Below are 18,451 nucleotides of genomic sequence, written 5' to 3' on the forward strand. Positions count from 1 at the left end.
TCACCGAGTTCCCGTGTGGACGGATGCCTGCGCCGTGGCCATGAGTCGGCGCGAGACCGTCATGGAGATCCAGCGCTCAAGGCCGAGCGAGCCGAGCAGCAGCAGGCCGGTGACCCCCGTCGCCCAGTACGGCTGGACGCCCTTGATGGTCAGGCCGTTGGAGATCGTCGCGAGCACCAGGGCGCCGACGAGGACGCGGGGCAGGCTGCCCCGGCCGCCGACGAGCGAGACGCCGGCCAGGGCGACGGCGGTCAGCGCCGTGAAGATGATGCCGGGGCTGGCCGACGGGTTGGCCTCGGTGACCGTGGCCGCGGTGACGAGGCCGCCGAGCGCGGCGCACCCGCTGCTGATCATGAAAGCCAGGACGCGGTACCGGTTGCTGTGGATGCCCGACCGGCGCACGGCCTCGGCGCTGCCACCGACCGCCATGAGGCGGATGCCGTCCCGGGTCCGGGTCAGGAAGACGGTGCCGACGAGGAAGAGCACGGCGACGATCCAGACCGGCGCGGGCACGCCCAGGTAGCGCTGAGTGCCCATGAAGTCGAGGGCGTTCAGGCCAGGGATCGTGTAGCCACCGGCGATGATCGCGGCCGCGGCCGACGTCAACGAGAGCGTCGCGATGGTGACGATGATCGGGTTGAATCCGCGCAGCGAGACGAGCCCGTTGGCCAGGCCCACCAGCGGCCCGACCACCAGACCGGCCACGAGCGCGAGCCACACCGGCGCCCCGTTGACCAGCAGCCAGCCGGTCAGGCAGCTCGCCAGCGCGGCGACCCCGGGGATCGACAGGTCGAGCGCCCCGCAGATGATCCCGACGGCGACGCCCGCCGCGAAGATCGCGCTGATCGCGGCCGCGTTGGCGACGAGGATCGCGTTGTTCCAGCTGGCGAAGTAGGGGCTGCACCAGATGCTGAACGCCACGATCAGCAGGCCCCAGAGCACGAAGATGCCCCGGTCGCGCAGGAAGATCAGGCCGCGCACGCCGGCGCTGTCGCGCACCGGCGCCGGTCCGGCGAGCGGTGGGGTGGTTTCTGTCACGGGCTCGGTGGCCCCCGAGGTCTCGGGGGCCACCTGACCGTGCGCCTCTGCAGGCAGGCTCATCGTCACGCTTCTCTCCTCGACGTCCGGTCAGCTGCCGGCCGTGATGACCTTCTGCGGCACCGTGAGCAGGGGGCCCTCGGCCGTCGGGTCTGCCTGCATCGCGACGAGGGTGTCGAACGACTGCGTCATGTCGTCACCGAACTGCAGCGCGACGGACGCGAAGATGGTGCCGTCCTTGACCAGGGCGAGGACCTCGTCGTTGCCGCCGAACTCGGCGATGCACGGCAGCTCCTTGCCGGCCGCCTTGAACGCGCCGATCGCACCGAGCGCTCCCTCGTCGTTGGCCGACGCGACGGCATTGACGTCCGGGTTGCCCTGCAGGATGTTGCCGACGTCGGTCTGCGAGGCCGCACGGTCGGAGATCGTCCAGTTCTGCACGATCTTCGCGTCGGGCGCGGCCTTCTTCAGGGCCGCGACGAAGGAGTCGTCAGACTCCTTCTTGCCCGCGGTGCCGGCGGCCGACTCGCCGTAGATGACGTTGGCCGTGCCGCCCATCTTCTCGTTGATGCACTTACCCAGCTGCTCGCCGAGCGCGGTACCGCCGGCGGCGTAGTCGATGGTGTCGAACGAGATGCCGGGCTGCGCGCCGTCGAACCCGTAGTCGGCGGGCACGCCGTTGATGAGCACCGGGATGCCCTTGTCCTGCGCCTTGCGCAGGACGTCGCTCATCGACGGCGGGGCGATCGCGATGATCCACGCCGCGCCGGCGCGCCCGGAGTCGAGCACCTCGGTGACCTGCTGGACCTGCTTGGTCGGGTCGAGGCTCGGGTCCTGGACGATGACCTCCCAGCCCTGCGACCCGCCGTAGCCCTGGACTCCCTCGGAGAGGCCCTTCATGGCTGGGACCTGCAGGCCGATGGGCGAGAACACCAGAGTCTTGGCGAGGCTGGAACCGGACGTCGCCGTGTCGGAGGTGCCGGCGGTGGCGGTGTCGTCGCTGCCGGAGCCGCTGCACGCCGCAAGCAGCGTGACGGCGACGCCGAGCGCGAGGCCGGACATCGTGCGGGTGTAGTGCCGACGGGACAAGCTCACGGGGATCTCCTTTGATGTCCGCGGTGTTGAATCGCTCTCACATCGTGAAAGTGACTTTCCAACTAGCAACAACGGTAGAGCGGTGATCGCGCGTTGTCTACGTCCCGCGCGGTCGTGACTGAACTGTGACCGCGCTCAGGCGCCCGGACGGGTGACGGGGAACCCCGCGTAGGCCCGCGCGCGCTCGTCGATCAGGTCCCGCTGGGCCGCGTGCCGCTGGGCGGTCTCGACGATCTCGACGTAGTGCGCGCGCTTCTCCTCCAGGGAGATCACGGACGTGGTGAGGTCGGTCCACTCGACGGCGAAGTCCTCCCCGAGCCGACCCCGGGCCCCGCACGTCGCGCACTCGACGTCCCGGCCGGCGAGCACCACGACGTCGAGCCGGCACATCGGACAGGCGCCGGGCGTGCCGAGGTACTCCGCCTCCGGCCACGGACGGCCCAGCTGGCTCGCCACGTGACGGCCCAGGTCGGCGGCCCGACGAACGGCGTCGTCGTCGAGGAGGACGGACTGTGGCGTGCCGGCGCCGTCGACCACCATCTGGTCGACGACCTTGATGTGCATCGAGAACGCGAGCGTGTGCATGACCGGCAGCGCGAGGGCTTTCCACTGCGTGGTCAACGAGCCGCCGCAGGCGATGAACCCCGCGACCCGGGGCTTGAGCACGCGCTCGTCGACGCGGAACGGCACCACAGGCTCGGCGCCGGAACGGCGCGCCTCGAGCAGCCCCTCGATGATCGCCGCGTCGGCGTTGGGGCCCAGGAGCAGGTCGGCGAGCACCTTGAGCCGGCCCGGCACCGTGCGGCTGATGATCGGCGCGCTGATCACCCACGCGTCGCACGCGACCAGCCGCTCCCAGAACCAGTCCGAGTCCTCGGGCAGCAGCAGCTCGTCGAGCCGGACGAGCTCGACGGACGCCCCGTCGGACTGCGCGGCGCGCAGCGCCTCGATGAGCAGGATCTCGGCGCTGCCCCCCGGCACGCCGCTGGACAGGCCGAGCACTCGACCAGGCATGGCGGTGGTCCTTCCCGGGATCAGTGCGGCGACTGCGCCGTCCACGAGCCCTCGAGCCCGTGGACCAGCGCGACCATGGCGTCGTGCAGGGGCGTCGCGACGCCGACCCGCGCGCCCTCGAGCGCGATGCCGCCGTTGAGAACGTCGACCTCGGTCGCCCGGTGCGCCAGCACGTCCTGCAGCATCGACGGCTTGTGCCAGAACGCCTCGTCGATCGCCTCGACCACCGACTCGGCCGGCTCGCGCAGCAGCACGATGCCGGCCGCCCTGCAGACGTCGAGGGCCTCGGCGATGAGCGCGTCGACCTGCGCCCGCAGCCCCGGGTCGGTGCACACCTGACCGACCGTCAGACCGGTCAGCGCCGCGAGCGGGCTGGTCGCCGCGTTGAACACGACCTTGGTCCACTGCGGTCCTCGGGCGTCGGCCATCGCGTGCGTGCGCAGCCCGCCCTCGGTGAGCAGCGCCGCCAGCTGCGCGACCTCGTCGGCCCTCGCCGGGCTCGGCTCGAACGGCCCGAACCACGAGTCGCCGGGGGCGTCGTACCGCACGGTCCCGGGTTCGGTCACAGCGCCCGCCGTGATGATGCTGCCGCGGATCACGCGCGGGACGAGCTCCGCCACGACCTCCTCGTTCCCGATCCCGTTCTGGACGCTGACCACCGCGGCATCCCGCAGCGCGTGCCGCGCGGCCTCGACGGCGGGGCGGGTGTGCAACGCCTTGGTGGAGACGATCCCGAACGCGCAGTCGGGCAGCTGCGCCGCGTCGCCCACCGCGCGCACCGGCGCGACGAAGTCGGCGTTGCCGGTGACCCGCAGCCCGTCGCGCTCGATGGCCGCGACGTGCTCGGCCCAGGGGTCGACCGCCCAGACCTCGACGTCCGGGACCCGGGCGAGGTGGGCCGCGTAGAGGCTGCCGATGGCACCGCAGCCGAGGACAGCGACGCGCACGGTCACGAGGCCGCCACCTCGGTGGCGATCTCGGCGCACGTCACCGGGTCCGCGCCGCCCACGCCGAGCGCGCCGACGACGCGGCCGGCCACGACGAGCGGCACTCCCCCGGGCGCGGCGAGGAACGGCGAGGGCGACAGCGCGCCCAGCGCGTTCGCGGCCGCTCCGAAGTCCGTCGCGAGCTGGCCGCTGGGGCGCCCGAAGCGCGCGGCCGCCGACGCCGTGGCGAGCGCGACGTCGACCCCGCCGGCCACGGCGTCGTCCATCCGGTCCTGCTGCACGGGGTCCCCGCCGCGGTCGACCACGGCGACCGAGATGAGCACATCCCGCGCGCGGGCGCGGTCCATCACGGCGTCACAGAACGCGACGGCCCAGGTCAGCTCGTCCTGCGTGCTCGCGCGCGGCGCGTCCTTCATCCCGAGGCTCGCCTCGGGCAGCACGACGAGGTCGCCGAACCGGGCCTCCCAGCGCGCCTTGTCGTCCCCGTGCTGGCCGACGTAGCCGCCGCCCAGCGCGTACGCGATGAGCAGGTCCTCGGGGTTGGCGGGCTCCCCGTCCGCGCTGACCACCTCGGGCGCGACGCCGGTCGGCAGGAACGGGCTGACCGTCGCGCCGGACGCCGCGACCCCGCCGACGACGACACCGTCGCGGAGCACGGGCATGCCGCCGGCGCCCGGGAACACCGCCTCGGGGGACGCGGCGACGAAACCGGTCGAGATCGGCGCGGGCAGGTGCGTCATGCGCTGGAGGTGCTCGGCGCTCGGGATCTGCTGGGTGGCCGAGATCCACGCCTTCGACCGCGCCCGCGCCATACCGCCCGGACCGCCGTGGTCGAGCCGCGATGCCGTGATCAGGGCACCGCTGGCACCGACGACGGCGATGCCGCCGCGCAGGCCCAGCTGCTCGGCCTTGTCGACCGCGCGCTGCACGAGCGCGCGGGCCTCGGCCAGCGGGAGGTCGCGCGGGTGGGTGCTCACGCGCCGACCATGTTGTAGCCGCCGTCGGCGACCATGTAGGTCCCGGTGATGTGCGCCGCGTCGTCGGTGGCGAGGAACAGTGCCGCCCCAGCCACCTCCGCCGGGCCCGGGATGTGCCCCATCGGCGTCAGCGCACGCAGCTGGTCGCCGCGGCCCGACTGCCAGTCCTTGCGGCCCAGCGTCGCCTCGGTCTCCATGAACCCGGGCGCGAAGATGTTGACGCGGACGGTCGGGGCGAACGCGTGGGCGTACGACTTGGTGGCGCCGAGCAGTCCGTACTTGGCCGCCGCGTACTGCGGGGCGCGCGCGCTGCCGCGGACGATGACCGTGGACCCGATGTTGACGATCGCGCCGTGGCCCTGGTCGAGCATCCGCTGCCCGAACTCGTGGATGCACGCCATGGTCCCCTTGATGTCGACGGCCAGGACGTGGTCGATCGACTCTTCGGTGATGTCGCGCCACGACATCTGCTCGCGCGCGACGTCGCCAACGTTGTTGATCAGCACGTCCACCTGGCCCAGCGCCTCGAACGCGGCGTCGGCCATCGCGGCGACCTGCGCCCATTCGACGATGTCGGCCTGGAGCAGCACGGCCTCGGCGCCCTCGGCGCGCACGCGCTCGGCGGTCGCCTCCGCGCCGGCGGCGGAGCTGCGGTAGTGGATGCCGACGATGCGGGCACCCTCCTGGGCGGCGCGGACCGCGATCTCGGTGCCGAAGCCGGTGCCGGCTCCGGTGACGACGACGGAGCGGCCCTCGAAGCGCCGCGGGACGGGGACGGGAGCGAGAGGCACGGCGGTGTGTCCTTTGCGGTTCGGTGGATCGGTCGGTGTGGCGGTCAGACCAGCGTGCGGCCGCCGTCGATGTACAGGCACTGCCCGGTGATGAACTCGGCCCGCTCGGAGAGCAGGAAGGTGACAGCGTCGGCGACCTCGTCAGGGCGCCCGAGTCGGCGCGCCGGGACCAGGGCCTCCAGCTCCTCGCGGTGGCCGTCGCGCTCGAGGTACGTCCGGGTCAGGTCGGTCTCGACGTACCCGGGACCGACCGCGTTCACGCTGACACCGTGCGGAGCCCACTCGCGGGCCATGACCCGCATCATCTGGTTGATCCCGCCCTTGGTGGCGGCGTACGGGGCGTGGTTCGCGTGCGCCAGGAGGGCCGAGACCGACGACACGAAGACCATCCGCCCGGAGCCGGCCCCGACCATCCGGCGACCGACCTCCTGGCCGAGCCACCAGGCGGTGGAGAGGTTGAGCGTGAGGATCGACTGCCAGTCCTCGTCGCCGAGCTCCAGGATCGGGCGACGGTCGTTGCGGCCCACCGCGTGCAGGAACACCTGCGGGGTCCCGACGAGGGACTCGGCCTCCTCGACCAGGGCCCTGCTGGCCTCCGGCGTCGCCACGTCGGCGACGACCGTCGTGACCTCGGCGCCCTCGTCCTTGGCCGCGCGGGCGACGGACTCGAGCGCGCCCTCGTCCCGGTCGGCGACGACGACGCGCGCACCCTGGACGGCCAGGCTCACCGCGCTCGCCCCGCCGAGCCCCCCCGCACCGACGACGAGTGCCGGCCTGCCTCTGAGCCCCAGCCAATCCCCCATGGACTCCGGTGTCCCTTCAATCTCATATCGCTCTCACATCGTGAAAGTCGCTTTCCGATAGACTATGGTAGACACCGCGAGCCTGTCCAGGCACCGCGCACGTTCCCCCTAGGCTGACGCCGGTCGGGACGACGAGCAGACGAGCAGACCAGCTGATGAGCACGGAGGACGCCGATGCCCCCCAAGACGAAGGCCGCCAGCGCCGACCCCGCCGAGACCGGTGAGAAGCGCGAGTACCGCGTCGAGGCGCTCGCCAAGGGTCTGCGGATCCTCAGCCTGTTCGACGAGCAGCGGCCCGCGTGGCGCGTGACCGACCTCGCGGCAGCGGCGGGCCTCCCGATGCCGACGGTCTACCGCGTGGTGCAGACGCTGGCGTCCGAGGGCTACCTCGACCACCTGCCCAACGGCGACTACCGGCCCGGCATCCGCACGCTGACGCTGGGCTCGGCGGCGCTGCGGAGCCTCGACCTCGTCGGCGTCGCGACGCCCAAGCTGCAGCGCCTGGGCGAGAGCACCGGCGAGACCGTGAACCTCGCGGTGCTCACCGGCGACCACGTGCTCTACCTCGTCCGCCTGCGCAACTCCGACCTGGTGACCGCGAACATCCAGGTGGGCTCGACGCTGCCCGCCGTGACCACGTCGATCGGCAAGCTCCTCCTCGCCCACCTGGACGAGGACGACCTGGCCTCGCGCATCACGCCGGAGTCGTTCGCCGCGCAGCACGGACCGAACGCGAAGGTGTCGCTGGACGAGCTGCGGACCGAGCTCGACCAGATCCGGCAGCAGGGCTGGGCCATGCAGGACGAGGAGCTCGCCTACGGCCTGCGCTCGGTCGCCGGGCCGGTCACCGGCGCCGGCGGGCGGGTGGTCGCGGGCATCAACCTGGCGGTCCAGGCGCGCGACTGGTCCACGCAGCGCATCGTGCGCGAGCTGCGGCCCACGCTGCTGGACACCTGCGCGGAGATCTCCGCGCTGCTGTCCGGCGGCCACGCGTGACCCGGGCCCCCCGCCTCGACCCGGCCTCTCTCGACGAGGCGCAGCGCGCCGTGTACGACGCGGTCACGGGTGGCCCGCGCGCGCAGGGGCCCGCTCTCTTCCGGCTGGTCGACGACGACGGCGCGCTCGAGGGACCGTTCAACGCCTTCCTCCTGCAGCCCGGCGTCGGGATGGCGCTGCAGGAGCTCGGTGCGGCCGTGCGGTACCGGACGACGTTCTCGGACCGGGCGCGCGAGATCGCCATCCTCGTGGTCGCGGTGCACCGTGAGTCCGACTTCGAGTGGTACGCCCACGAGGCCGTCGGGCGGCACGCGGGGCTCACGGACGCCGAGCTCCAGGCCCTGCGGGACCACGACTACGAGGTGTTCACCGCCGAGGCGGAGCGCGTCGTGGCCCGCGCGACCCACCAGCTCCTCGAGGCCGGCGACCTCGACGATGACGCGTTCGCGCAGGCCACGGACGTGCTCGGCCTCGCCCAGGTGTTCGAGCTGCTCACGCTCGTCGGCTACTACGACACGCTCGCCCTGCAGCTGCGCGTGCTGCGCGTCGCCGCTCCCCCGCACTGACCGCCGCGTCGCTTGACACGCGGCCCACCGCGTCGTCAGAATTGTGAAACTAACTTTCGTAGAGTGAAAGAGGGTCGAGCGATGAAGCTCGTGACGTTCAACGAGGGCCTCGTGGGGTACCTCGACGGTGACGAGGTCGTGGAGCTCGGTGTCGGCTCGACCCGGGAGTACTTCGAGCGGGGAGGCACCGCGGGCGACGTCGGCGAGACGGGCCGCCGGTTCGCGCTCGACGCGGTCCAGCTGCGGGCGCCGATCGTGCCGAAGAAGTTCTTCCACACGGCGGGCAACTTCGCGGCCCACCACGAGGAGCTCGCGGCGGTGAACTGGTCGCACCCGGTGCACAAGGGCATCGTGTTCTTCCAGAACGTCGACGCGATCATCGGTCCCGACGACGCGATCGTGTACCCCGAGGGCCTCACGCGGGAGATGGACTACGAGCTCGAGCTCGGCGTGATCATCGGCAAGAGCGGCAAGTTCTTCGGGCCCGAGGAGGCCGAGGACTACATCGCCGGCTACCTGGTCTTCAACGACATCACCGCGCGCGACATCCAGCGCCGCGAGATGCAGTCCGGCGTCTTCTCCTTCTCCAAGGGGATCGACACGTTCTGCCCGATCGGGCCGTGGATCGTCACCAAGGACGAGATCCCGGACGCGCAGAACCTGCGCATGGAGCTGCGGGTCAACGGTGACGTCCGGCAGCAGGGCAACACCTCCGACATGATCATCTCGCTGCCCCACCTGGTCGCGTACCACTCGGCACAGGGCTACAGCGCGGGCGACATCATCACCACKGGCACGATCTCGGGCGTCGCCGCGATCCAGCCCAACCCGTTCGACTTCTACCTGCAGCCGGGCGACCGGATCGAGGCGGAGATCGAGGGCGTCGGCGTGCTGCGCAACCACGTCGTGCCGTGGAGCGCCGCGCACGACACGGAGCCGTACACGACCGACCTCTACTCCCCCACCAACGGCTGACGCGATGAGGTTCGGCACCCTCGACGGACGGTTCGTCCTCGTCCGCGGTGACCAGGCCCTCGACGTCGCGACCGCGTCCGGCGGCGACCTGCCGACGGACGCGGTCGCCGCGCTCGAGCGCTGGTCCGACCTGGTCGCCTGGGCGCCGGGCGCGGACTGGTCCGCCGCGGTGACCGTGACCCCCGACCAGCTCGGGGCGCCGGTGCCGGCGCCCCGGCAGGTGTTCGCGATCGCGCTGAACTACCGGCCGCACGCCGCCGAGGCCGGGTTCGTCGCCCCCGACGAGCCGCTGGTGTTCACCAAGTTCCCGACCAGCATCACGGGACCGGTAGCCACCGTCGAGCTGCCCGAGGGCCACGTCGACTGGGAGATCGAGGTCGTCGCCGTCATCGGGCGCGGCGGCTACCGCATCCCGCGGGCCGAGGCGTGGGACGCGGTCGCCGGCCTCACCGTCGGCCAGGACCTCTCGGAGCGCGTGCAGCAGCTGCGGGGCACGCCGCCGCAGTTCTCGCTGGCCAAGTCCCACCCCGGGTTCGGGCCGATCGGACCCGTCGTGGTCACGCCGGACGAGCTGCCCGACCGCGACGATGTGGGCTTCGAGTCCCGCATCGGCGACGAGGCGATCCAGCACGGACGCACGAGCGAGCTCATCTTCCCGGTCGACGACCTGGTCGCCCGCCTGTCGGCCGTGTGCCGCCTGCTGCCGGGCGACCTGATCTTCACGGGGACGCCCGCCGGCGTCGGCAACCGGCGCACGCCGCAGCGCTTCCTGCAGCCGGGCGAGACGCTGGTGAGCACCGTGGACGGCATCGGGGAGATCCGCCAGACCTTCGTCGCCGGCTCGTGAGCGCGAGCGTGCAGGAGAGGACCAGCGTCGCCATCGTCGGCGCCGGTCCTGCCGGCMTGACGCTCGGCCACATCCTCGCCCAGGCCGGCGTGCCGTTCCGGATCCTCGAGGCCACCACGCGCGAGCACCTGCTGGGGCGCGTGCGCGCCGGCGTGCTCGAGCAGGGCACGGTCGACCTGCTCGCCTCGCTCGGGCTGGACGAGGACCTGCGCCGTCGGGGCCTGACGCACCACGGGATCTACCTGCAGTACGAGGGCGAGCGGCACCACCTCGACTTCCCCGAGCTCGTCGGCCGGACCGTGACCGTCTACGGGCAGCAGGCGCTGGTCGCGCACCTGCTCGCCGAGCACGAGCGCATCGGATCCGACATCGTGTTCGAGGCGGCCGACGTCCAGGTGCGCGGCGTGACCGGGAGCAGCCCGGGCGTGCGCTACCGCGACGACCGCGGGGAGGTCGAGCTCTCGTGCGACGTCGTCGTCGGTGCGGACGGCTACCACGGCGTGTGCCGGCGGTCGCTGCCGGCCGACGTGCTGACCACGTGGGAGCGGTCGTACCCGTACGCCTGGCTGGGCATCCTGGCCGAGGTCGAGCCCTCGACGGACGACCTCATCTACGCGCTGCACCGCGACGGCTTCGCGATGCACTCCATGCGATCGCGCCAGGTCTCGCGGCTGTACCTGCAGGTGGGTCCCGACGAGTCGATCGACAGCTGGAGCGACGCGCGGATCTGGGAGGCGCTGCAGACGCGCCTCGGCGTCGACGGGTGGACCCTGGCGCAGGGCGCGGTCACCGAGAAGTCGATCACCCCGATGCGCAGCTTCGTCGCCTCGACCCTGTCGTACGGGCGGCTCTTCCTCGCCGGCGACGCGGGCCACATCGTGCCGCCGACCGGCGCCAAGGGACTGAACTCGGCCGTCGCGGACGTTGCGCTGCTGGGCCAGGCGCTGCTCGACCACCGGGCCGGCGACGACTCGGGCCTCGCGAGGTACAGCGAGCGCGCCCTCGCCCGGCAGTGGAAGGTGCAGCAGTTCTCGCAGTGGATGACCGAGATGCTGCACGTGCACCACGACGAGCCGGACGCGTCCGCGCGCGGGTTCCGCTACCGCAGCCAGGTCGGCCAGCTGGAGTACGTCACCCGGTCCCTCGCGGCCCGGCAGAGTCTCGCCGAGCAGTACGCCGGCCTGCCCTTCAGGGAGTGAGCATGTCCGAGCTGAGCCAGGAGACGATCTCGGCCGAGATCKCCGACCGCCACGCGCGCGAGCAGGGCGGCACGGCCGTGCACCCGCACCGAGACTTCGCGCCGTACCGCTCGACGCTGCTGCGCCACCCCACCCACGAGCTGGTCCGCGCCGACCCGGAGGAGATCGAGCTGGTCTCCCCCGCGTTCGGGCACACCGACGTGGCCCCCTACGAGGCGGACCTGACCATCCAGCACGCGGGCGAGCCTGTAGGCGAGCGGATCATCGTCACCGGGCGCGTGCTCGACGGCGACGGGCGGCCGGTCCGCAACCAGCTCATCGAGGTCTGGCAGGCCAACGCCTCGGGGCGGTACGTGCACAAGCGCGACCAGCACCCGGCCCCGCTCGACCCGAACTTCACGGGCGTCGGCCGGGTGATCACCGGCGACGACGGCTCTTACCGGCTGACCACGATCAAGCCCGGTGCGTACCCGTGGCGCAACCACCGCAACGCGTGGCGTCCCGCGCACATCCACTTCTCGTTCTTCGGCACCGCGTTCACGCAGCGCCTGATCACGCAGATGTACTTCCCCGGCGACCCACTGTTCGGGCTCGACCCGATCTACCAGTCGATCACCGACCCTGCGGCGCAGGCCCGGCTGGTCGCGGCCTACGACCACGACGTCAGCGAGCCGGAGTGGGCGCTGGGCTACCGGTGGGACGTCGTGCTGACCGGCCCGCGGGCGACCTGGACCGAGCCGGAGGACGCCGACCATGCCTGAGCAGACCCCGAGCCAGACCGTCGGCCCGTTCTTCGGCTACGCGCTGCCCTACGCCGGCGGCCCGGACGTGCGGGCGCCCTGGCAGCCCGACGCGGTGCGGCTGCACGGCGTCGTCCTCGACGGTGCCGGGGCTCCGGTCCCCGACGCGGTGCTCGAGGTCTGGGGGGCCGACGCCGACGGCCGGCCCTCGACCGAGCGCGGCTCGTTCGACCGGGACCCCCACGGATTCACCGGCTTCGGGCGCGCCGCGACCTCCGACGACGGCCGCTACGCGTTCAGCACGGTCAAGCCCGGTCCGACGCGCCCCGGCTCCGCGCCCTACGTCGTGGTGGCCGTGTTCGCCCGCGGCCTGCTGCACCACCTGCTGACCCGGGCGTACTTCGGCGACGAGCCGGACGCGAACTCGACGGACCCGCTGCTCAGGCGCGTCGACGCCGACCGCCGGGGCACCCTGGTCGCCGCCGTCGACGGGCCGCGGTCCTACCGGTTCGACGTCCGGTTGCAGGGTCCCGACGAGACCGTGTTCCTCGACTACGGCACCCCGCGATGACGGCGGGCGACTGGGGCCTGCTGCAGCCGGCCACCGCCGGCACCCCCGACGCGGCCGGCGACGACCAGGTGCTCGCCGCCATGGTGCAGGTGGAAGCGGCGCTGCTGCGCGCGTGGGCAACAGTGGACGGCACGACCGACGACGCCGCCGCGCGCGCCCTCGACGCCATCGCCGCGGACCCGACCGCCCTGGACCGCGAGGCGCTCGTCGCCGGGGTCGCCCGGGACGGGGTCGCCGTCGTCGCCCTGGTCCAGCAGCTCCGGGAGCTGCTCGACGCCGCGGGGCTGCCCACCGACCGGCTGCACGCGGGCGCGACGAGCCAGGACGTCCTCGACACCGCGCTGATGCGGGTCGCCAGGTCGACGTTCGCGCAGCTCCGGGGGCGTCTCGTCGCCGCCGGGACGGCGCTCGCGGTGCTCGCGGACGACGAGCGGCACGCCCCGCGGGTCGGGCGCACGCTCGGGCGCAACGCCGCGCCGACGACGCTCGGCGCGCAGATCGCCGGCTGGCTGGACGGGATCAGCTCGGCCGTCGCCGTGGTCGACGCCACCCGCTTTCCCGTCCAGCTGGGCGGCGCCGTCGGCACCGGCGAGCAGGCCGACCGCACGGCGGGGAGCGCCGGGGCGATCATGCTCCTGCGCGCGGCCCTCGCCACTGAGCTGGACCTCGACGACCCCGGTCGGTCGTGGCACACCGAACGGACGCCGGCCCTCGCCGTGGCGACCGCCGCGGCGACCGTCACCGCGGCCCTCGGGCGCATCGGCCGCGACCTCGTCACGGGCTCGCGCGAGGGCGTCGACGAGCTCGCGCTCGCCGGCGGCGGCGCCTCGTCGGCGATGCCACACAAGCGGAACCCGGTCGGTCCCGTGGCGATGAGCGCGGCTGCGCTGCAGGCACCGGGACTGCTGTCCACGGTCGCTCGCGCGGCCGTGTCGGTGGACGAGCGCCCGGTCGGCGAGTGGCACGCGGAGTGGTCCGCCTTGAGGGATCTTCTCCGGCTCGCCGGCGGCTCCGCGGACATCGCCGCCCGGACGGTGTCGGGCCTGACCGTCCGCCGCGACGCCGCTGCCCGGAACCTGCACGACGCCGACGTGGGACCGGCCGACGACGTCACCCTGGCCGCCTGCGGCGGGGTCGTGGACGCCGCGATCGCGCGGTTCCGGCGCACGCTGGACGGGGGGCGTCGATGAACGCCCCCCGGCTCCGCGGTGCGTTCGTCCCGGGCGCCGTCCCGGCGGATCACCAGGACCTGCTCGTGCTGCTGCCCTCCCTCGGCACCACCACGGCGCTGTGGGACGGCGTCGTCGCGCACCTGCGCGCGGACCCGGCCACGGCGTCGCTGCGCCTCCTCCGGATCGACCTGCCCGGCCACGGCTCGAGCCCAGCCACGCACGACCCGTTCACGGTCGCCGACCTGGCCGACGGCGTGCTCGCGGTCGTCGACGAGGCCGGCGGCGGGTCGTTCCACATGGCCGGCGTCTCGCTGGGCGGCGTCGTCGCGCTCGAGCTCGCGGCCACGCACCCCGACCGGGTGCGCACGCTGACGATGTGCTGCAGCGGCGCACGGATCGGCACCCCGCAGGGCTGGGCCGACCGGGCCGCCGCGGTCCGCAGGAGCGGCACGGCATCGCTCGTCGCCGGCAGTGCCGCGCGCTGGTTCGCCCCCGGCTTCCTCGGGCGGGACGGCGGCGTCGGCGCGCGAGCCCTGGACGCGTTGCTGGACGTGGACGACGAGTCCTACGCGCGGTGCGCGGAGGCGCTCGCCGGCTTCGACCGGTCCGCCGGGACCGCGGACGTCGCCGTCCCGACGCTGCTGGTCAGCGGCGCCCACGACGAGGTGACCACACCGGCGTCGATGCAGGACCTGGCCGACGCCCTCCCCCAGGCCGTGCACGCCACCATCGACTCGGCCGGCCACCTGGCCGCCCTCGAGGCCCCGTCCACCGTGGCGGCGCTCGTCCGCGACCACCTCGGCACCTCCGGCGACGCGTACGCGCGGGGCATGACGGTCCGCCGGGCGGTGCTGGGCGACGCGCACGTCGACGCCGCGATCGCCGCGACGACCCCGCTGACCGCGCCGTTCCAGGACTTCGCCACCCGGTACGCCTGGGGCGAGATCTGGTCCCGGCCGGGGCTGAGCCGCCGGGACCGGTCGATCGCGACGCTCGCCAGCCTGGTCACCGGCGGCCACGAGACCGAGCTGCGGATGCATGTCCGTGCCGCGCTGCGCAACGGCCTGACGCCGGACGAGATCGGCGAGGTCATCCTGCACACGGCGCTCTACGCCGGGCTGCCGGCCGCGAACGCCGCCCTGGCGGTCGCCCGCGACGTCGTCGCCGGTCTGCCCCCCACCCAAGGAGAAGGTCATGGACAAGACGGTCGCGACGGCTGACGAGGCCGTCGCCGACATCCCGTCCGGCTCGTCGCTGGCCGTGGGCGGCTTCGGGCTCTCGGGGGTGCCGATCGCGCTCATCCGCGCGCTGCTCGCCCGCGGGGTGGACGACCTCGAGGTGGTCTCGAACAACTGCGGCGTCGACGGGTGGGGGCTGGGCGAGCTGCTCGCCGCCGGCCGGATCCGCCGCGTCGTGGCCAGCTACATCGGCGAGAACAAGGAGTTCGCGCGGCAGTACCTCGGCGGCGAGGTCGAGGTCGAGCTCACGCCGCAGGGCACGCTCGCCGAGCGGCTGCGCGCGGGCGGCGTCGGCATCCCCGCGTTCTACACCGCCGCGGGAGCCGGTACGGCCGTGTCCGACGGCGGGATGCCGCTGCGGTACGCGCCCGACGGGACCGTGGCCCTGGCCAGCGCCCCGAAGGAGCTCCGGCCGTTCGACGCCTTCGGCCGCAGCCGCGAGTACGTGCTCGAGCAGGCCATCCGCACGGACTACGGACTGGTCCGCGCGGCGGTCGGGGACCGGCACGGCAACCTGCGGTTCGAGAAGTCGACCCGCAACTTCAACCCGCTCGCGGGCATGGCGGGCCGGCTCACGATCGCCGAGGTCGACGAGCTGGTCGAACCCGGCGAGCTGGGCCCGGACGACATCCACCTGCCCGGCATCTACGTCGACCGGGTCATACTGCTCACGCCCGAGCAGTCGGCCGACCTGCCGATCGAGAAGACCACCGTCCGGCCGCGCCCACCCGTGGAGATCTGATGCCGCTCACCCGTGACGAGATGGCCGCCCGCGCCGCCCACGAGCTGCGCGACGGCTCCTACGTGAACCTCGGCATCGGCCTGCCGACCCTCATCCCGAACCACCTGCCGCCGGGCGTCGAGGTCGTGCTGCACTCCGAGAACGGCATCCTCGGCGTCGGCCCCTACCCGTGGGAGGGCGAGGCCGACCCCAAGCTCATCAACGCGGGCAAGGAGACCGTCACGGTCCTGCCCGGCGCCGCGTACTTCGACTCGGCCGCCAGCTTCGGCATGATCCGCGGCGGCCGCGTCACGCACGCCGTGCTCGGGGCGATGCAGGTCTCCGCCGGCGGGGACATCGCCAACTGGGCCGTGCCGGGCAAGATGGTCAAGGGCATGGGCGGGGCGATGGACCTGGTCAACGGCGCGGAGCACGTGCTCGTCGTCATGGAGCACGTGGCCAAGGACGGCTCGGCCAAGATCGTCGAGCAGTGCACCCTGCCCCTGACCGGGCGGGCCTGCGTCGACCGGATCATCACGGACCTGGCCGTCCTCGACGTGACCCCCGACGGGCTGCGGCTGATCGAGCTCGCGCCGGGCGTCACCCTCGAGCAGGTGCGGGCCGCCACGGGCGCGCCCTTCGCCGTCGCGCTGGCGGACGGCTGATGGCCGAGCTGCGCGAGGTCGTGATCTGCGCGCCGCTTCGCACGCCCGTCGGGCGCCTCGGCGGCGCTCTCGCCCCTCTCGATGCCCGCGCGCTCGCGGTCACCGTGCTGCGCGCCCTGCTGAGGCGGACCGGCCTGGACCCTTCGGCCGTCGACTCCGTGATCGCGGCGCAGGGCTACCCGACGATGGAGTCGCCCGCGTTCGGCCGCGTGGCCGCGCTCGACGCCGGCTTCCCGATCACCACCACGGGCTACCAGCTGGACCGGCGCTGCGGCTCGGGCCTGCAGGCCGTCCTCAACGCCGCGATGGAGGTGCAGACCGGCGTCGCCGACGTCGTCGTGGCCCTCGGCGTGGAGTCCATGTCGAACGCCCCGCTCTACACCGAGCAGGGCCGCCGTGGCCTCCCGCCCGGCGGCCTGCTGCTCCACGACGCACTCGCCCGCGGCCGCGAGACCGTCGGGGGGACCGACTACCCCACCCCCGACGGCAACGTGGGCACCGCGGAGGCCCTGCGGGCGGAGTACGGCATCAGCCGCGAGGACCAGGACGCCCTGGCGCTGCGCTCGCACCAGCGCGCCGTCGCCGCGCAGACCTCCGGCGCGTTCGACGCCGAGATCGTGCCCGTCACCGTGCCGGGCCGCCGCGGGAGCGTCGTCGTCGACCGCGACGAGCACCCCCGCGCCGACTCCTCCCTCGAGGCGCTYGCCGCCCTCCGTCCCGTTCTGCGCGGATCGGACCCGGCGGCCACGGTCACCGCGGGGAACTCCAGCGGCCAGAACGATGCGGCCGCCGCGTGCGTCGTCACGACCCCCGAGCACGCCCGTCGGCTCGGCCTGACGCCGATGCTCCGCCTGCGCTCCTGGGCCGTCGCCGGGGTCGACCCCCGGCGGTTCGGCATCGCCCCGGTCCCGGCCACGCAGCGCGCGCTCGCCCGGGCCGGCGCCACGCTCGACGACGTCGACGTGCTCGAGCTCAACGAGGCGTTCGCCGTGCAGGTGCTCGCGTGCCTGGCCGACTGGCGCGTCGACCCCGAGGACCCGCGCGTGAACCCGCGCGGCAGCGGCATCTCGCTCGGGCATCCCATCGGCGCGACCGGCGGCCGCATGCTCGCGACCCTGGCACACGAGCTGCCCGCCCTGGACGGGACCCTGGCCGTCGAGACGATGTGCATCGGCGGCGGCCAGGCCCTCGCGGCGGTCCTCGAACGCGTCTGAGTCCGCACGCCGCCGCCTTCACCAGTACCGAGGAACTCGGCACCGGTGAAGGCGGTCATCGTGATGGGTCCCGGAGGGTCAGGCCAACAGCTGGGCCATCTTCTTGGCGACGAGCTCGGTGGCGCGCCGAGGGGCGAGCCGCGACATGCGGTCGAGCATGCGGGCGTCGCTGCCGATGCAGACCCGGTACGGCCCGGTGCGGACGGCGTCGACGATCTTCGCCGCCGCGACGGTGGGCTTGGTGAGCGACGACTCCATCGCCGACGTGTCGGCGCCGGCCCCGGGGATAGCCGAACCGGAGTTCTCCGCGATCCCGGTGGCCACTCCGCCCGGGAACACGACGGTCACTGCGACCGACGTCCCGCGCAGCTCGGCGTACAGGGCCTCGGTGAACAGCTTCACCGCCGCCTTCGACGCGCCGTAGGCGGCCTGGCCGGGCACGGGCGCGAGCGCGCCCATGCTCGAGACGTTCACCAGGGACGCCGCGGGCCGGGCCTGCAGCTGAGGCAGGAACGCGGTCGTCATGTGGACGACGCCCCAGAAGTTGACCGACATGACCTTCTCGATCTCGGCGTGCGTCAGGTCCGCCACCTTGACGAACTTCTGGATGATGCCGGCCACGTTGATCAGCCCGTCGACCTGCCCGTGCGCGGCCACGACGTCACCGACCAGCGCCGACACCGCGGCCTCGTCGCTGACGTCGACGGTGTGCAACGTGAGCCGGTCGGTCGCGCCGGCCAGCCGTGCGGTCTCGGCGAGGGCGTTCTCGCGCAGGTCGACCGCGGCGACGCGACCGCCCTGGTTCAGCAGAGCGAGGACGACCTCCCGGCCGATGCCGTTCCCGCCACCTGTGACGACGAAGACGCGTCCCTGGATCTCCAC

At 73.4% G+C, this 18,451-nt stretch carries 20 protein-coding genes; 12 read left to right on the forward strand and 8 right to left on the reverse strand.

Annotated features, from left to right (window positions below; all coding sequences use genetic code 11):
• The 7 genes from AC1DYZ_RS06295 to AC1DYZ_RS06325 all read right to left on the reverse strand — a co-directional run bounded on the left by AC1DYZ_RS06295 (position 1) and on the right by AC1DYZ_RS06325 (position 6,665).
• Entirely contained in the window at positions 1-1,101 is a 1,101-nt protein-coding gene (locus tag AC1DYZ_RS06295) for an ABC transporter permease (RefSeq protein WP_477064346.1), read from the reverse strand.
• A 27-nt stretch (positions 1,102-1,128) separates the two neighbouring features.
• Positions 1,129-2,133, reverse strand: coding sequence for a sugar ABC transporter substrate-binding protein (locus AC1DYZ_RS06300; RefSeq protein ID WP_477064347.1), 1,005 nt, complete (start codon positions 2,131-2,133; stop codon positions 1,129-1,131).
• A 135-nt stretch (positions 2,134-2,268) separates the two neighbouring features.
• Entirely contained in the window at positions 2,269-3,147 is an 879-nt protein-coding gene (locus AC1DYZ_RS06305; protein WP_477064348.1) for a flavodoxin family protein, read from the reverse strand.
• 20 nt (positions 3,148-3,167) lie between these two features.
• The gene (locus tag AC1DYZ_RS06310; protein WP_477064349.1) at positions 3,168-4,100 is read right to left on the reverse strand and encodes a ketopantoate reductase family protein; all 933 of its coding nucleotides are present in this window, start codon (positions 4,098-4,100) and stop codon (positions 3,168-3,170) included.
• Positions 4,097-5,071 (reverse strand): heme-binding protein, encoded by a 975-nt coding sequence (locus AC1DYZ_RS06315; protein ID WP_477064350.1) that lies wholly within the window; start codon positions 5,069-5,071, stop codon positions 4,097-4,099. Before AC1DYZ_RS06315 ends, AC1DYZ_RS06310 begins: the two co-directional genes overlap by 4 nt.
• A complete protein-coding gene (locus AC1DYZ_RS06320) occupies positions 5,068-5,862 on the reverse strand; it encodes an SDR family NAD(P)-dependent oxidoreductase (RefSeq protein WP_477064351.1) in 795 nt (264 codons plus the stop codon). Before AC1DYZ_RS06320 ends, AC1DYZ_RS06315 begins: the two co-directional genes overlap by 4 nt.
• Positions 5,863-5,906: 44 nt before the next feature.
• A complete protein-coding gene (locus AC1DYZ_RS06325) occupies positions 5,907-6,665 on the reverse strand; it encodes an SDR family NAD(P)-dependent oxidoreductase (RefSeq protein ID WP_477064352.1) in 759 nt (252 codons plus the stop codon).
• Between the two features lie 174 nt (positions 6,666-6,839).
• On the opposite strand from AC1DYZ_RS06325, the gene AC1DYZ_RS06330 reads away from it, so the two are divergent.
• The 12 genes from AC1DYZ_RS06330 to AC1DYZ_RS06385 all read left to right on the forward strand — a co-directional run bounded on the left by AC1DYZ_RS06330 (position 6,840) and on the right by AC1DYZ_RS06385 (position 17,569).
• Positions 6,840-7,661: an IclR family transcriptional regulator gene (locus AC1DYZ_RS06330; RefSeq protein WP_477064353.1), complete on the forward strand. Its 822-nt coding sequence runs from the start codon at positions 6,840-6,842 to the stop codon at positions 7,659-7,661.
• Positions 7,658-8,227 carry a carboxymuconolactone decarboxylase family protein gene (locus AC1DYZ_RS06335; protein WP_477064354.1) on the forward strand — a complete coding sequence of 190 codons (570 nt, stop codon included), beginning with the start codon at positions 7,658-7,660 and terminating at the stop codon, positions 8,225-8,227. The genes AC1DYZ_RS06330 and AC1DYZ_RS06335 overlap by 4 nt, the downstream gene beginning before the upstream one ends.
• 81 nt (positions 8,228-8,308) lie before the next feature.
• Complete coding sequence (locus AC1DYZ_RS06340) at positions 8,309-9,202, forward strand: fumarylacetoacetate hydrolase family protein (RefSeq protein ID WP_477064355.1); 894 nt, start codon at positions 8,309-8,311, stop codon at positions 9,200-9,202.
• A 4-nt stretch (positions 9,203-9,206) separates the two neighbouring features.
• Positions 9,207-10,049: a fumarylacetoacetate hydrolase family protein gene (locus AC1DYZ_RS06345; RefSeq protein ID WP_477064356.1), complete on the forward strand. Its 843-nt coding sequence runs from the start codon at positions 9,207-9,209 to the stop codon at positions 10,047-10,049.
• Positions 10,046-11,248 carry a 4-hydroxybenzoate 3-monooxygenase gene (locus AC1DYZ_RS06350; RefSeq protein WP_477064357.1) on the forward strand — a complete coding sequence of 401 codons (1,203 nt, stop codon included), beginning with the start codon at positions 10,046-10,048 and terminating at the stop codon, positions 11,246-11,248. Before AC1DYZ_RS06345 ends, AC1DYZ_RS06350 begins: the two co-directional genes overlap by 4 nt.
• 2 nt (positions 11,249-11,250) lie before the next feature.
• Entirely contained in the window at positions 11,251-12,009 is a 759-nt protein-coding gene (gene pcaH, locus AC1DYZ_RS06355) for a protocatechuate 3,4-dioxygenase subunit beta (RefSeq protein ID WP_477064358.1), read from the forward strand.
• On the forward strand, positions 12,002-12,559 hold the full coding sequence (gene pcaG / locus AC1DYZ_RS06360; RefSeq protein WP_477064359.1) for a protocatechuate 3,4-dioxygenase subunit alpha: 558 nt from the start codon (positions 12,002-12,004) through the stop codon (positions 12,557-12,559). Before pcaH ends, pcaG begins: the two co-directional genes overlap by 8 nt.
• Positions 12,556-13,749, forward strand: coding sequence for a lyase family protein (locus AC1DYZ_RS06365; protein ID WP_477064360.1), 1,194 nt, complete (start codon positions 12,556-12,558; stop codon positions 13,747-13,749). Before pcaG ends, AC1DYZ_RS06365 begins: the two co-directional genes overlap by 4 nt.
• A complete protein-coding gene (gene pcaDC / locus AC1DYZ_RS06370) occupies positions 13,746-14,951 on the forward strand; it encodes a bifunctional 3-oxoadipate enol-lactonase/4-carboxymuconolactone decarboxylase PcaDC (protein WP_477064361.1) in 1,206 nt (401 codons plus the stop codon). Before AC1DYZ_RS06365 ends, pcaDC begins: the two co-directional genes overlap by 4 nt.
• Positions 14,926-15,711, forward strand: a complete 786-nt coding sequence (locus AC1DYZ_RS06375; protein WP_477064362.1) for a CoA transferase subunit A — start codon at positions 14,926-14,928, stop codon at positions 15,709-15,711. The genes pcaDC and AC1DYZ_RS06375 overlap by 26 nt, the downstream gene beginning before the upstream one ends.
• A complete protein-coding gene (locus AC1DYZ_RS06380) occupies positions 15,711-16,355 on the forward strand; it encodes a CoA transferase subunit B (RefSeq protein ID WP_477064363.1) in 645 nt (214 codons plus the stop codon). Before AC1DYZ_RS06375 ends, AC1DYZ_RS06380 begins: the two co-directional genes overlap by 1 nt.
• Positions 16,355-17,569, forward strand: a complete 1,215-nt coding sequence (locus AC1DYZ_RS06385; RefSeq protein ID WP_477064364.1) for an acetyl-CoA C-acetyltransferase — start codon at positions 16,355-16,357, stop codon at positions 17,567-17,569. The genes AC1DYZ_RS06380 and AC1DYZ_RS06385 overlap by 1 nt, the downstream gene beginning before the upstream one ends.
• 78 nt (positions 17,570-17,647) lie before the next feature.
• On the opposite strand, the gene AC1DYZ_RS06390 is transcribed toward AC1DYZ_RS06385, so the two are convergent.
• Positions 17,648-18,451 (reverse strand): SDR family NAD(P)-dependent oxidoreductase, encoded by an 804-nt coding sequence (locus AC1DYZ_RS06390; protein ID WP_477064365.1) that lies wholly within the window; start codon positions 18,449-18,451, stop codon positions 17,648-17,650.

This window comes from Cellulomonas sp. P1_C4 (genome assembly GCF_056406355.1).